We start from the raw sequence: 14892 nt of genomic DNA, 5'->3' as shown, positions 1-14892 counted from the left end.
CCCGGCGGGACGGCCGGCCGGCCGGTCTCCCGCCGGCCCCGACCGTCCCTCGGTGCCGCGGCGGCGCGTTCGCTCACGACAGCGCTCGTTGCGGTATGCCGCCGATGAAGCGCCGGAAGGCGGTGATCTCCTGCGCGCCGTCCTCGAAGACGCTGTCGAAGCCCGCTTCGACCAGCTCCGCCACATGGTCGGTGCGCTCGGCGCCGGCGATGCCGAGCTTCCCGCCGATGACCGCGGGCAGGGCGGCCAGCGCGCGCTCGGCACGCAGCTTCCGGATGACCCGCACCCCGTCCTGGTGCCCGTGCCCGTTGACGCTGCTGATCACGAGCAGGGCCGGCGCGCGCTCCAGACACTCCCGTACGAGCAGCTCGTCCGGGACGCACGGGCCCAGGTTCACCACGTCGTAGCCCTGCTCCTCGATCAGCAGCTGGAGGAAGACCAGGTTCCAGGTGTGGGAGTCCGAGGCCAGGCCGCTGACCAGGACCGTCTGCCGGCGCTTGGCCGGGGCGGGATCCACTGACGCGCGGGTGCCATCCGCCGTCGGCTGCACCGGGCCGGCCAGCTCGCGGGAGGGCAGGGTCATGCCCGCCCTCCGCCGGCCGGCATCGCGGAACGGCCGGCCAGTGGCGCCACCGGGACCCTGCTGTGCTCCAGCCGGGACGCGGACACCACCTTGCCGTCGCGCAGCAGCACCTCGGCGGGTGCCGGCCGGCCCAGGAACATCAGCAGGCTCGCGGTGGGGCCGTACGCGCCGGCGTTGGGGATGGTGAGGAGGTCGCCGACGCGCAGCCGGGGCAGCTCCACCTGGCGGCCGAGTACGTCGCCGGGGGTACACAGCGGTCCGACCAGGCTCGCGCTCAGCCCCGTGCCGGCCTCGATCTCCGCGGCCTGTTGCGGACCTTCCGGCTCGACCGCCACGGGCAGCAGCCGGCCCAGGCCCGACATCCCGCCGAACGTGTTGATGCCGGCGTCCAGGATGACGAACGTACGACCGCGGCTCTCCTTGATGTTGACCACCCGGGTCAGCAGCACACCGCTGTCGCCCACCAGATAGCGGCCGGACTCGCAGGCGAAGTGCGGGGTGCCCTGGCGCCAGTCGGGGAACAGCTCGTCGAGCGTGCTCTCCAGCCGCTCGCGCAGCTTTTCGTACACCGGTCGCTCACCGGGCACCGCGTAGGGGGCGGCGAAACCGCCGCCGATGTCCAGGAACCGCAGGGGAAGCCCGTGTTCGCGCTGCAAGTCGGCGGCCACCGACAGCGTGTGCCGGAACTCCGCGACCAGGCTGTCCTCGTCCTTGGCGTTGCTCAGCGGGAAGAAGTGTGCGCCGGCGAGGCGGGTGCCGGGTACGGCGCGCAGGTGGGGCAGCACCTCGCCCAGCGTCTCGGCGTCGATGCCGAACTGTGAAGGTGTGCCGGTCATCCGGATGCTGGTGGTGGCGCTGGCCGAGGCACTGTTGATGCGCAGGAGGCAGTCGGCCACCAGACCTTGGGTGTCGGCGGCGGCCCCCACATGCTCCAGGTCGGTGCGGGACTCCACGGAGAACAGCCGGACTCCGGCGGCCAGCGCCGCGGCCAGCTCGCCGTCGGTCTTCCCCGGGCCCGTGTACAGGCACTGCGCCGGATCACAGCCGGCCTCCAGCGCGGCGGCCAGCTCGCCCAGCGAGCTGATCTCGGCCCGGCAGATCCGCCCGTCGCCCGTGCCCAGGGCCCGGAGCACCTCGGGGTGCGGGTTGGCCTTGACCGCGCTGAACAGGCTGAACTGCTCGGGCAGCGCATCGAGCAGGTCCTGCCGCGCGGCGGTCACCCGGTCCAGGTCGTAGACGTACAGCGGGGTGCCGTACCGCTCGGCCAGCTCGATGTACCGGCTCACTGGTCGCTCCCGTCGAGCAGCTCCGCGAGCTGCTTCTTCTCGTTCTTGCCGTGCAGAGTGAGGGGAAAATCGCTGAGCACCCGGCAGACCGCGGGCACCTTCTGCTGCTCCAGCCGGCCCGCCAGCTCACGCAGCACCGCGTGCGGCGCGAGATCGGACTCCACGAACAGCGCCAGATCGTGCCGGTCCGACGGCGGCAGCACCGCCGCGGCCCGCACGCCGGGGATGTCCATGGCGGCGGCCTCGATTTCGAGGGTGCTCATCCGGATGCCCTTGCGCTTGAACATGTCGTCCCGGCGCCCCTGGAAATACAGATAGCCGTCCTCGTCCAGCGAGCCGAAGTCCCCGGTGTGGAGGTGGAGTTCGCCGGTGGGCGCGTGACGGCGGAAGGTGCGCGCGCTCACTTCCGGATTACGCCAGTAGCCGGGCATCACATGCGGTCCCACGGCGACGATCTCGCCGGTCTCCCCCACGGGGACCGGTTCACCGTCCTCGCCGAGCACCAGGACCCGGGTGCCGGGCAGCGGCAGACCCACCGAGTCCGGCCGCTCATGGTCCTGGTCCGGCGGCATGATGGAGACCCGCTTGCACTCGGTCTGGCCGAACTGGCGCACCACGCGCACACCGGGGAAGGCGTCCCGCAGGGTCTCGATGACCGGCTGGGGCAGCGCCGCACCGGTGTTGGTGAACATCCGCACCAGTGGCGCGGGATGCTCGGTCCGGCGCGCCAGCGTGGCGATCATGGCAGCCAGCGACGGCACGATCGGTACGACGGTCGCCCCGCACTCCCGGATGGCGGTCAGCAGCCGCAGGTCCGACTCGGCATCGGCCAGCACGATCGAACTGCGCCCGACCGCGCACATCAACACCTTGTACAGGCCGTAGTCCCAGGACATCGGGAAGCGGCAGAACACCACGTCGTCGGGGCGGTAGCCGAGCACCTGCACCATCGACCGGGTGGCGAAGGTGATCTGCGCGTGCGGGCAGATCACCGCCTTCGGGGCCGCGGTGCTGCCCGAGGTGTAGACGAGGACGGCGGGCCGGTCGGGTGCGACCTCGACGGCCGTGTCCGGGCGCGGGCCCCGGTCGGCGATCTTCTCGACCTCGCTCCACACACCGCCGAACTCATGGACCGGGGTCGCGGTGACCGTGCTGAACGTGGCGAGCTGTCCCTCCGCGCAGAGCACCAGGGCGGGCTCGGCGTTCGCCAGGACCGACCGCAGGTGGTACTCCTTCATGTGGGGATTGAGCGGTACGAAGACGACGCCGCGCCGCGATGCTCCGTAGAACAGGGCGACCAGTTCGCGGTTGGTCGGCAGCTGTACGACCAGGCGGTCGCCCGGGCCCAGCCCCTGCGCCGCCAGCCAGTCGGTGACCGCGCGGCTGTACTCGTCCAGGCGGGCGTAACTCCACTGCCCCTCGGCGTCGCTGACCGCCGCGGACGAAGGCGAGGACGCCACGGCCTCGTCCAGCAGGGTGTGAACCAGGCTGTCATGACGGTGGCCCGGCACGGGAACCCCGTGTGCCGCGCCGGACGTGCCGTCCCAGCCGGAAGTGCTGTCCAACGCTCTTCTCCTGTCAGGTCGTCGGCGTGCTGGTGTTGCGGGTGGTGTCGGTGGTGCGGCGCAGCCGTTCCTCGGCGCGGGCCCGCAGCACACCGCGATCGGTCTTCCGGTTGGAATTGAGCGGGAAGGCATCCAGCCGCCAGAAGTGCCGGGGCGTCATGCCCTGGGGCAGCACTGCCTGCAGCTGCCGGGCGAACACGGAAAGCGGCACGACGGAACCGGTGTAGAAGACCGCGAGTTCGGTGCCCGACGCGGTGTTCACATCGACCGTGACGGCGTCGGTCACCCCCTCGCAGCCGCGGAGCGCGTGGTCGATCTCGGCCAGCTCCACCCGCCAGCCGGCGATCTGCACCTGTGAATCCAGCCGCCCCAGATAGGCGAGTTCACCGTCCGCGCCGATCCGCCGTACCCGGTCACCGGTGCGGTACCAGGTCCGCTCGCCGTACTTGAGGAAGCGGCCCGTGTTGTCGTCCGGATCCAGATAGCCGGACGTCAGCTGCGGCCCGGTCACGCACAACTCGCCTTCACGGGACGTCAGTTGGCCGTCCTCGCCGAGCAGCAGGTGGTCATGGCCGCCGTTCACCCGGCCGATCGGCACCACACCGTTCACCGCGATGCCGGCGGAACGCCCCGGCTGCCAGCGGTGCGCCGCGATGGTGATCGTCAGCTCGGTCGGGCCGTACAGGTTCTCCAGCGTCGACTGCGGCGCCGCCGCCTGCCAGTCCGCCGCGTCCTGGCAGGTCAGCGCCTCGCCGGCGAAGAAGCTCCAGCGCAGTCCGGGCAGCGCGCCGGGAGCCAGTCCGCCGAGCCGGCGCACCAGCGGGATCGCGCTGGGCGTGGCGAACCACACCGTCATCCGGTTCTCCGCCACGAAGGCGGGCAGCTCGCGGTACGCGCCGGGCGGCACCCACAGCGCGGTCGCCCCGGCGCCCCAGGCACAGAACAGGTCGAACATCGCGCAGTCGAAGTTGAGATCAAAGGTCTGGGAGAAGACGTCCTGCGGCGTGAAGTCGTAGCGCTCGTCCTGCAGCCGGAAGTAGTGCGCGGCACTGCCATGGCTGATCGGCACGCCCTTGGGCCGGCCCGTCGACCCGGAAGTGAACAGCACGTACGCCGCATCGGCCGGCCGCACCGCACGCGGCGCGCTCAGCGCCCCGGCCGGCTCCGCAACGATCCGGCCGACGCCCGGGTACGTACCTGCCGGGCAACCGGGTGCGAGGACGGGCAGCACCTCGTCCGGTCCGCCCAGGTCGAAGGGCTGCTCACCGTCCGGGCCGGGCGCCAGCAGCTCCGGTAACTGGCCCCAGCCGGCCTCGTCGGTAATAACCGCGGACACCCCGGCGGCCTGCATCATCCGGCGGGTGCGCGCGGGCGGAAAGCCCGGCTGCAGCGGTACGACGGTGGCCCCTGCGTACAGCGCGGCCAGGATGCCGACGTACGCGCGGACGCCCTTGGCCGCCAGCACCGCCACGGTGCCCGGCGGTTTGCGCACCGCACGCAGCAGCGCACCCGCCCAGACGAGTGCCAGCTCATGTGCCTGCTCGTAGCTGATCGAGTCGGCTCCGACCCGCACCGCGTCGTTGCGCGGCGCCAGGTCGACCCCGCGCAGAAAACGCCCGTGCAGCGCCGCTTCCACGGTCGGGTCCACTGCTCCTCCTTCGATGCTCACTGGGGTGTCCAACGGGCCGGCCCCGTCGGGCTCAGGCGGCCTGGTCCTCGACCAGCCCGGAGAGGACCTTCCACAGCACGCCGGGCGTCTCGAACGTCGCCTGGCTGAGCGCGTCGTCCTGGAACCGGACCTGGTACGTGTCCTCCAGCGCGGCGAGCAGCTCGACGATGCCGAGCGAATCCAGCCCCAGATCCCGCAGCGCGGTGTCCTGGGCGAGCGGCTCGTCGGCGCCCAGGAACGGCAGGAACCCGCGCAGCAGGTCCTCGAATTTCTGGTCCCACATGGTGATGGCCTTTCAGGGAGTCGGGAGGCGCAGTCGGTAGAGAAGAAGCGAGGGAGGTTCAGGTACGTGCGGGCTGTGGCCGCGGCTGGAGCGCCAGCCGCGACGTGACCGGCACCACCTCGAAGTGGTCCGTCGTCCGCCGCACCCGGCCGAACAGACTGTCCTGGCCCGCCACACACACGGTGCCGACACCGGCTTCGCACAGGGCGCCGACGACCGCGGGCCACCGCATCGGGCGCACACAGCTGTCCAGCAGCATCGTGCGCACCCCCTCGCCCGTGGTGATCAGGGCACCGTCCTGGTCAGCGATGACCGGGACCGTCGGATCGGCGAACTCCAGCGGGCCGAAGACCTCGTGCTCGGCCCGCTCACGCAGTCCCCCGAACGCCGAGCAGTGCATCGGCGGCCGCATCGTGTACAGCGACATGCCGCCCATCGCGCGCAGCCGGGGGGAGAGCCATGCGAGGTTGTGCTCGCGCAGCGTCAGCATGAAGAAGTCGTCGTCGATGTAGCAGGAGATCTCGTACGTCTCCCCGCGCTCGTCCAGCTCCCCGAGCACCTCACGCAGCTGGTCCTCGGGAACCCGGACGAACGAGTGGGTGACGAGATCGGTGAACTCGGTGCTGAAGTAGTCAGTGAGCAGGCGCGCGAACCCGGCGGTGGCGCGGACGGCGTCGGGGAAGTCCAGTGCGCCGCAGAACGCGGCGGCCGGCTTCTCGCCGAAGCTCGGCCCGGTGCACAGCTCGGCCTCGACACCCAGCGTGTGCTGGGCCCACTGGGCCAGTGCCAGCGAGTTGACCATGAAGGCGACCTGGGCGTACTCGCTGTAGTCGCCCTCGGTCCGGCGGTACCGGTCGACCAGGGAATATCCGAGCACCCGGTCGGCGGTGGCGACCAGCTTCCGGGCGAAGGGGTTGATGACCATGAACTTCCCGACGTCTGCGAAGGGAGTGGGCCCCATGCCGGGGAAGATCATCGCGGTACCGGTCCGGGAAGCGGTGGACATGTGGACGGTCCTTCCGAGGCGTACAGACGGACGACAACAGCGGATGACAACAGCGGACGACAAACCTGGCAGGGGAGGGGCGGCCTACTCCTCGGGTGCGAGCAGCGTGCCGCTGTCGGTGTCGTGCACCGTGATCGCGGACACCGGGCAGGTCTCCGCGGTGTCCAGCACCGCCTCGTCGGGATCGGTCGTGGCGACCCGCGGATGGGACTTGCCGGCCCGCAACTCGAAGTGTTCCGGCGCATAGTTGGCACACACCGAGGCGCCGATACAGACCGTCCGGTCGACGGCGAGGGCCCACCGGCTCACCAGGTCACCCGCAGCTTCTTGGGGCCGCGCACCAGCATGCCCTGCTTCCAGATGACACCGTCCGCGCCGTCGGCGAAGTCCAGCGTCGGGAACCTCGTGATCAGGGTGCTCAGCACGCTCTGCAGCTCCATCCGGGCCAGCTGGGCACCCAGGCAGTGGTGCGGACCGTGACCGAAGCCGATGTGCGGATTGTGCTCGCGGGTGAGGTCCAGCCGGTCGGGGTCCTCGAAGATCTCCGGGTCGCGGTTGGCCGAGGCCACCGAGCCGAGCACCGGCTCGCCGGCCTTCACCGTGACGTCGCCGAACTGGACGTCCTCCAGGGCGTACCGGGCGAACATCGCGGAGTAGTTCAGCGGGATCCAGCGCACCAGCTCTTCGACCGCGCGGGGCACCAACTCCGGGTGGGCGCACAGCAGTTCCCACTGATCGCGGTGGCTGAGCAGGGCGTAGAGGAAGTTGGGGATCTGCGAGGCGGTCGTCTCGGTGCCGGTGATGAGCAGGCCACCGGTCACATGCATGACCAGCTCCTCCTCGCTCAGCCGGTCGCCGTCCTCGTCCCGCGTCTTCACCAGCGCGCCGAGCAGGTCCTCGGTGGGGTTGCGGCGGCGCTCCGCGACCAGCGTCCCGATGTAGGCGAACAGCTCCTTGGCGTTGCGCTCCATCTCTTCCCAGGGCAGCGCGGTGGTCGACACCATCGCCTCGGACCAGCCGCGCAGTTGGGGACGGTCCGCCGCCGGCACCCCGAGCATCTCGGAGATCACCGTGACCGGCACCGGGATGGCGAAGTTCTCCACCATCTCGAACGGACCGCCCTGCTCGACCATGGTGTCGGCCAGGCCCTCCACGATGCGCTCGGTGTCGGCGCGCATCAGTTCCACCCGGCGTCCGGTGAACGCCCTGGCGACCAGCTTCCGCAGCCGTGCGTGATCCGGCGCGTCCATGCCGACCAGGCCATCGTCCAGATGCTCGTCGGGGTGGGTGCGGGGCTGGTCACGCGTCTTGGCCAGCGCCCGGCTGAACCGGGGGTCGGCCAGGACGGTACGGACGTCCTGGTAGCGGGTGGCCAGCCAGGCGGGCTCGCCGAGCGGGAACTGCACCCGGCTCAGCGGCTCCTGGGTGCGCAACTGCGCGTACATCGGGTCAAGCGTGAGCCGGTCCGGTTCGCTGAACGGATAGGCGCGAACCTCATGAGCAGTGTTCACCCGCGCGCTCCTTCCTTGAGTTCACTCAGAAAATCGACCAGGACCGAAGTGAAACGCTCCGGCTCTTCGAGATGCGGCATATGGCTGGACTCCTCGAAGATTTCCCAGCGGACGTTCGGGATACGGTCGAAATAGGGCTGTACGGTGGCCGGCGTGGCCTCGTCGTAACGCCCGCTGATCAATAGCGTCGGTACGTCGATATGCGGTATCCGGTCTTCGACCGACCAGTCCCGCAGAGTGCCGATGACATGGAATTCATTCGGCCCGTTCATGGCGTGATAGACGGTCGGGTCGTCATTGATCTCCATGAACGTGGCCAGATAATCCCGGGGCCAGGGCAGGATGCGGCACACATGTCTGTCGTAGAAGACCCGCATGGCCGCGAAGTATTCGGCGGTGTCCGTGCTGCCCGCCGCCTCGTGCCGCAGCAGGGTTTCCTGCACCTCGGGCGGCAATTGTTTCCTGAGGACGTCCATCTCCCGCAACCACAGCGGCATGGACGCCGGAGCATTGGCGATCACCAGCCCGCGGAGCCCGGCCGGCCGGTCGGCGGCGTGGTCCGCGGCCAGCATCCCGCCCCAGGACTGACCGAAGAGGAGGTACTCGTCGCTCACCCCCAGATGCCGTAACAGGTTGTCGAGCTCCTCCCGGAAGAGCCGCACGGTCCAGAAGTCCGCCCCGCGGTCCGGGAGTCGGGTCGATCCGCCGTTCCCCAGCTGGTCGTAGTGCACGACCGGCCAGCCGGCCGCCGCCAGGGACGCCAGAGGCAGCAGGTAGTCGTGCGTACTCCCCGGACCACCGTGCAGGACGACCAAGGGCGGACGTCCGCATGCAAGATCGCCGCTGACGCGGAACCACGTCTCGTGGTCGCCGAAAGGGGCGGTTCCTTTGACAATCTGTGGCGCGGGCATCTTCCTACCCCAAGTCAATGTTTCGCAGCCTTCAACGCTGAGAACGCTATAGCAGCAAGGTAGCCGGGCAGACCCCTGTCACCCCCTACCACCCCTTAGCCGAAATCCCGTGCACCGATAGCTGATTGAGAGATTCCGCCACCCCACCCAAAGGCCTTTCGGGCCTCCGGAATTTCGTTAGGGGTCGTCGTCCCGTGCCCCCCGATAGGGGTACCTAGGGGGAGCTAAGGGTGGTTGTCCGGGAGGCCCGCCCGTAGCGTTCGGACGGACAATCCGCAGAGGTACGCACAGGTGGCGGATGCTCGTCAGGTCCCGGCGTGAGCGCGGAACGCAGAAATTCCCGGCTCGGCGTACGGAGATCCATCAGACCGGGTTCCGGCTACATTCCGGGTTCAGGGGGTTCTTGGGTGTCAGGCGAGAAGAAACTTCTCGATTACCTCAAGCGCGCGACGGCCGACCTTCGGGAGGCACGCCGCCGGCTGCGCGAAGCCGAGCGCAGGGAGCACGAGCCCATCGCGATCGTCGGTATGAGCTGCCGCTACCCGGGCGGCGTCACCTCCCCCGAGGAGCTGTGGCAGCTGCTGGCCGCCGGTGGCGACGGCATCACCGAATTTCCCGTCGGACGTGGCTGGGACATCGAGCGGCTTTACGACCCGGAGCCCGACAAGCCCGGCACGACTTACGCCCGCGAGGGCGGATTCCTGCACGACGCCGCCGACTTCGACGCCGAGTTCTTCGGCATCGGACCGCGCGAGGCGCTGGCGATGGACCCGCAGCAGCGACTGCTCCTCGAAGCGTCCTGGGAAGCCTTCGAACGCGCCGGACTCGACCCGCACACGCTGCGCGGCAGCCGCACCGGCGTCTTCGCCGGCGTGATGTACCACGACTACGCATCCCGTCTCTCCACCCTCCCGGACGACGTCGACGGGTACATCGGCAACGGCAACTCCGGCAGCGTCGTATCCGGACGGGTCTCCTACGTGCTGGGCCTGGAGGGCCCGGCGGTGACGGTGGACACCGCGTGCTCGTCGTCGCTGGTTGCCCTGCACTGGGCGGTGCAGGCGCTGCGCAACGGCGAGTGCACACTGGCCCTGGCCGGCGGTGTGACGGTGATGTCGACGCCCGACACCTTCACCGAGTTCAGCCGGCAGCGCGGTCTGGCCGCCGATGGCCGCTGCAAGGCCTTCGCCGAGGCCGCGGACGGCACCGGCTGGGGCGAGGGTGTCGGCGTCCTGCTGGTGGAGCGCCTGTCGGACGCGCGGCGCAACGGCCACCGCGTCCTGGCGGTGGTACGCGGCAGCGCGGTGAACCAGGACGGCGCCAGTAGCAGCCTGACGGCCCCGAACGGCCCCTCGCAGCAGCGGGTGATCCGGCAGGCCCTGGCCAACGCGAGCCTGCAACCGGCCGAGGTGGACGCCGTCGAAGCACACGGCACCGGTACGAAGCTGGGTGACCCGATCGAGGCGCAGGCACTGCTGGCGACGTACGGGCGTGACCGTGCGGAGGGGCGTCCGTTGTGGCTGGGTTCGGTGAAGTCGAACCTGGGTCATACGCAGGCTGCGGCGGGCGTCGCCGGGATCATCAAGATGGTCATGGCGATGCGTAATGGCGTGCTGCCCAAGACCCTGCACGTGGACGCGCCGTCGTCGAAGGTGGACTGGTCCGCCGGCCGTGTGGAGCTGCTCACCCACCCCGTGACCTGGGAGAACGAACGGCCGCGCCGGGCCGGGGTGTCTTCGTTCGGGATCAGTGGGACGAATGCGCACGTGATCATCGAGGAGGCTCCGGCGGCGGACGAGATATCGGAACGTCCCGCCTCGACGGGACCGGTGCCGCCGTTGGTGCTCAGCGCCCGTTCGGCCGAGGCGCTGAGCGCGCAGGCGGCCGGGGTGCTCGGCCTGTTGGAGGGTGCGGATGCTCCGGCCCCGGGGGATGTGGGGCATGCGCTGGCGACGTCGCGAGCGCAGTTGGAGCATCGTGCGGTGGTCGCGGGTGCGGGCCGGGCTGAGCTGATAGCCGGGCTGACTGCGTTAGCCGCCGGCGAGGATGCGGTCGGCGTGGTCCGGGGTGTGGCGGCTGAGGGGCGGCTGGCGTTTCTGTTCACCGGGCAGGGCGCGCAGCGGGCGGGGATGGGGCGTGAGCTGTATGAGGCGTTCCCGGTGTTTGCGGAGGCGCTGGATGAGGCCTGCGGACATCTCGACCTTCAGCTTGAACGGCCTTTGAAGGAGGTGTTGTTCGCAGCGGACGGGTCGGCGGAGAGCCCTCTGCTGGACCGTACCGAGTACGCGCAGCCCGCCCTGTTCGCGGTCGAAACGGCGCTGTTCCGGCTCGTCGAGTCCTGGGGCGTGCGCCCTGACGTGGTGGCCGGACACTCGATCGGTGAGATCACGGCGGCCCATGTGGCCGGGGTGCTGTCGCTGGCGGATGCGTGTGCGCTGGTGGCTGCCCGTGGGCGGCTGATGCAGGCCTTGCCCGAGGGTGGGGTCATGGCAGCCGTTCAGGCCAGCGAGGAGGAGGTACGGGCGCTGCTCAATGGTGCTGGGGACGCGGCGATCGGCGCCATCAACGGACCCCAGGCGGTGGTTGTTTCCGGAGCCGAAGACACCGTCAACGCAGTGGTTCAGGACCTACGAGCCCAAGGCCGCAAGACGTCCTTCCTGAAGGTCTCGCACGCCTTCCACTCCCCGCTCATGGACCCGATGCTCGACGAGTTCCGCACGGTAGTGGCGGGTCTGACCTACTCCGAGCCCCGTATCCCGGTGGTCTCGAACGTCACCGGCCGCACCGCCACAGCGGGCCAGCTGACCACCCCCGAGTACTGGGTCACCCATGCCCGTGAGGCGGTCCGTTTCGCCGACGGGATACGCGCTCTGGCCGACGACGGCGTCACCACCTACCTGGAGATCGGCCCCGACGCGGTCCTGACGGCCATGGCCCCCACGGCTCTTCCTGACGATTCCACCCACCTCTTCATTCCCCTCCTGCGCCGCAACCGCCCCGAGCCGAGCGAAACGCTCACCGCACTCGCCCGCCTATGGGCCAACGGCCACCCCGTCGACTGGACCACCCTCCACACCACGACCCCCACCCAACCCGTCGACCTTCCCACCTACCCCTTCCAACGCCGCCGCTACTGGCTCGAAGCCGCACCCGACAACGGTGACGCCACCACCCTCGGCCAGGCCCCCGCACACCACCCGCTGCTCGGTGCCCTCGTCACCGTCCCCGGCACCGACACCACCGTCCTCACCGGACGCATCAGCACCCAGACCCATCCCTGGCTCGCCGACCACACCATCATGGGCACCACCCTCCTGCCCGGCACCGCCTACGTCGAACTCGCCCTCCACGCCGGCCACCACACCGCCACCCCCCACCTCGAAGAACTCACCCTCCAAGCACCACTGGTCCTCCCGCCTGCTGAGGCCGTCCACCTGCACCTCACGGTCGGCGCACCCGACTCAGCCGATCGACGCACCGTCACCATCCACTCGCGCCTCAGCAGCGCCGATATGCCGTGGACCGTCCACGCCACCGGTACTCTCGCCCCCTTGCCGGCCGGCGACGCAGCGGACGATCTCACCGTCTGGCCACCGCCCGGAGCCCAGCCCGTCCTCCTCCACCAGGCCTACGAACAACTCGCCACCCAGGGCTACCACTACGGCCCCACCTTCCAAGGCCTCCAAGCCGCCTGGCAGCACGACAACACCACCTACGCCGAAATCACGCTGCCGCGGGAATCTCAGCACGACGCCGCCGCATTCACCCTCCACCCCGCCCTCCTCGACGCGGCACTCCACGCCAACCTCTTCCATGAGGCCGACGATCAGGGCAGCGCCGAGGGTCCGCGGCTGCCCTTCGCGTGGAGCGGTGTCACGGTGCACGCGACGGGTGCCACCTCGCTGCGCGTGCGGGTGACGTCCCACCGCCCGGACGAGGCATCGGTGCTGGTCACGGACTCGGCCGGTACGCCGGTGATGGCGATACGTTCGCTGGCCGCGCGGGCCGTCAGTGCCGAGCAGCTGGCCGTGGCCGGATCCGACGACGATGCTCTGTTGCGGCCTGGCTGGAACGAGCGGGCGGGGTGGTCCCCGGTCGAGGTCGAGGAGCCGCGGGGTGACTCCTCGGTGGCCGCCAGCTGGGCGGTCGTGGGAGTCGAAGAGGATACTCGGCTCACCGGAGCTCTCGGAGCCGACGTCCCGGTGTTCCCCGATCTCGCTGCGCTCACCGCAGCGGCCGGTCCCGTACCGGATGTGGTGGCTCTCGCCTGTGACGATCCCGAGAGCGGCAGCGACGCCGACCTGCTGGACCGCGTCCGTACCGCCCTCACCCGGGTTTTGGCGACCGTGCAGGACTGGCTGGCCGAGCCGAGGTTCGCCGACTCCCGGCTGGTGATCCTCACCAGTGGCGCGGCCGGCCCCGACTCGGCGCCCGGCACCGTGGTGGACATGGTGTCCGCTCCGCTGTGGGGTCTGGTGCGCTCCGCGCAGGCCGAGCACCCCGGCAGGCTGCTGCTGCTCGACTGGGACGGCACGCCGGCCTCCGGGCGCCGGCTGCGAGCCGCCGTAGCGGCCGCGGACGACGGCAGCGAACTGGCCCTTCGTGAGGACCGGTTGTGGACACCGCGGCTGGTGAGGGAACAGCCGAGTGCCGCCTCCGAGGCCGCTGATGCCGTCGGAGGCGGGCAGTGGGACCCGGAGGGCACCGTGCTGATCACGGGCGGAACCGGTGGCCTCGGTGCTGCCGTCGCCCGGCATCTGGTGACCCGGCACGGCGCCCGCCGGCTGCTGCTGGTCAGCCGCCGCGGCGAGCAGGCGCCGGGAGCGCTTGCCCTGCAGCAGGAACTGGCCGAGCTGGGGGCGGAAGCGCTGCCGGTGGCATGCGATGTCGCGGACCGTACCTCGCTGGAGAAGCTGCTCGCCGAGATCCCGGCCGGCCACCCCCTCAGCGCGGTGATCCACACGGCCGGAGTGACCGAGAACGGTCTGATCGAGACGCAGACCCCGCACCGCATCGACGCGGTGCTACGGCCCAAAGCGGACGCCGCCTGGCATCTGCATGAACTGACACAGCATCAACCTCTCGCCGCATTCGTGCTGTTCTCGTCCACGGCCGGCCTCTTCGTCGGTGCGGGCCAGGCCAATTACGCCGCCGCGAACGTCTTCCTCGACGCGCTCGCCCGTCACCGCACGGCTCAGGGCCTGCCCGCCCTCTCGCTCGCCTGGGGCCTGTGGGGTGACACCCATGGCATGGCCGGGCAACTGGCCGAGGCCGATCTGGAGCGGATGCGGCGGATGGGGATGCGTCCGCTGCCGACCGCCCGGGCGCTGGCGCTGCTGGATGCGGCCATGGCGGTGGACGACGCCTCCGTCCTGGTCCCGGTCGGCCTGGAGACAGCGGCGCTGCGCGCGCAGGGCGGTACGGTCCCGGCGCTGCTGCGTACGCTCGTCCGCACCCCGATGCGCCGCGCGGTGTCGGCCTCGGCGGCCCCGACGGCGGGCGCCGACGCACTCTCGCAGCGGCTGGCCGGCCTGCCGGAATCCGACCGCGCTCTCATCCTGCTGGACCTGGTCCGGAACAACACGGCAGCGGTGCTCGGGCACGGCAGCGGCGAACTCGTCGACCCGGACCGGGCGTTCAAGGACATCGGGTTCGACTCGCTGGCGGCCGTGGACCTGCGCAATCTGCTGAACGCGGCCACCGGACTGCGGCTGCCCGCGACCCTCGTCTTCGACTTCCCGGCGCCGGCCGTGCTGGCCGCGCACCTGGCTGCCGAACTGGTGCCGGACCTGTCCTCCGGACAATCACTGATCGACCAGATCGACCGCTTGGAGTCGGTGCTGCTGTCCTCGCCCGCCGACGCCGACGACCGCGACGAGGAGCACACCGAAGTCGCCGCACGGCTGGAGGTGCTGGTGCGCAAATGGCGGGACCGACGTGGCACGGCGGCGGACGCCGAGGCCCCCGCGGACTACGAGTCGGCCACCGACGACGAGTTGTTCGCCGCATTGGACGGAGAGCTCGGACTGCCGTAGCCCCCGCGCCGGCACCATCCGGTCCCCGATCACCACCGATCAC

The 14892-nt window shown here is 70.5% G+C and carries 10 protein-coding genes; 1 reads left to right on the top strand and 9 read right to left on the bottom strand.

Going from position 1 to position 14892, the window contains the following annotated elements; all coding sequences use genetic code 11:
- Positions 1-73: 73 nt before the first annotated feature.
- From CPH93_RS02765 to CPH93_RS02725, 9 genes are all read right to left on the bottom strand, one after another.
- Positions 74-583 carry a cobalamin B12-binding domain-containing protein gene (locus CPH93_RS02765; protein WP_107470857.1) on the bottom strand — a complete coding sequence of 170 codons (510 nt, stop codon included), beginning with the start codon at positions 581-583 and terminating at the stop codon, positions 74-76.
- The gene (locus tag CPH93_RS02760) at positions 580-1869 is read right to left on the bottom strand and encodes a decarboxylase (protein WP_096211819.1); all 1290 of its coding nucleotides are present in this window, start codon (positions 1867-1869) and stop codon (positions 580-582) included. The genes CPH93_RS02765 and CPH93_RS02760 overlap by 4 nt, the downstream gene beginning before the upstream one ends.
- A complete protein-coding gene (locus CPH93_RS02755; protein WP_231977522.1) occupies positions 1866-3380 on the bottom strand; it encodes an AMP-binding protein in 1515 nt (504 codons plus the stop codon). Before CPH93_RS02755 ends, CPH93_RS02760 begins: the two co-directional genes overlap by 4 nt.
- Positions 3381-3447: 67 nt before the next feature.
- On the bottom strand, positions 3448-5082 hold the full coding sequence (locus CPH93_RS02750) for an AMP-binding protein (RefSeq protein WP_096211817.1): 1635 nt from the start codon (positions 5080-5082) through the stop codon (positions 3448-3450).
- A gap of 52 nt (positions 5083-5134) precedes the next feature.
- A complete protein-coding gene (locus CPH93_RS02745) occupies positions 5135-5386 on the bottom strand; it encodes an acyl carrier protein (protein ID WP_093487546.1) in 252 nt (83 codons plus the stop codon).
- A 58-nt stretch (positions 5387-5444) separates the two neighbouring features.
- On the bottom strand, positions 5445-6392 hold the full coding sequence (locus CPH93_RS02740; protein WP_173909701.1) for an ACP S-malonyltransferase: 948 nt from the start codon (positions 6390-6392) through the stop codon (positions 5445-5447).
- 84 nt (positions 6393-6476) lie between these two features.
- Complete coding sequence (locus tag CPH93_RS02735) at positions 6477-6701, bottom strand: ferredoxin (protein WP_331716977.1); 225 nt, start codon at positions 6699-6701, stop codon at positions 6477-6479.
- Positions 6698-7903, bottom strand: coding sequence for a cytochrome P450 (locus CPH93_RS02730; RefSeq protein ID WP_096211816.1), 1206 nt, complete (start codon positions 7901-7903; stop codon positions 6698-6700). The genes CPH93_RS02735 and CPH93_RS02730 overlap by 4 nt, the downstream gene beginning before the upstream one ends.
- Entirely contained in the window at positions 7900-8814 is a 915-nt protein-coding gene (locus tag CPH93_RS02725) for a proline iminopeptidase-family hydrolase (RefSeq protein WP_096211815.1), read from the bottom strand. The genes CPH93_RS02730 and CPH93_RS02725 overlap by 4 nt, the downstream gene beginning before the upstream one ends.
- 407 nt (positions 8815-9221) lie before the next feature.
- On the opposite strand from CPH93_RS02725, the gene CPH93_RS02720 reads away from it, so the two are divergent.
- The gene (locus CPH93_RS02720) at positions 9222-14849 is read left to right on the top strand and encodes a type I polyketide synthase (RefSeq protein WP_096211814.1); all 5628 of its coding nucleotides are present in this window, start codon (positions 9222-9224) and stop codon (positions 14847-14849) included.
- Positions 14850-14892: the final 43 nt, after the last annotated feature.

It is taken from the genome of Streptomyces sp. 2323.1, from assembly GCF_900221035.1.
Lineage (GTDB): Bacteria > Actinomycetota > Actinomycetes > Streptomycetales > Streptomycetaceae > Streptomyces > Streptomyces sioyaensis.
Note: the sequence above shows the minus strand (reverse complement) of the source record. Positions and strands in the feature narration are given on the sequence as shown.

Excerpts from the sequence above, each read along its gene's own strand:
- CPH93_RS02725 (WP_096211815.1), bottom strand. The coding sequence starts at position 8,814 with ATGCCCGCGCCACAGATTGTCAAAGGAACCGCCCCTTTCGGCGACCAC.
- CPH93_RS02740 (WP_173909701.1), bottom strand. The coding sequence starts at position 6,392 with ATGTCCACCGCTTCCCGGACCGGTACCGCGATGATCTTCCCCGGCATG.
- CPH93_RS02745 (WP_093487546.1), bottom strand. The coding sequence starts at position 5,386 with ATGTGGGACCAGAAATTCGAGGACCTGCTGCGCGGGTTCCTGCCGTTC.
- CPH93_RS02765 (WP_107470857.1), bottom strand. The coding sequence starts at position 583 with ATGACCCTGCCCTCCCGCGAGCTGGCCGGCCCGGTGCAGCCGACGGCG.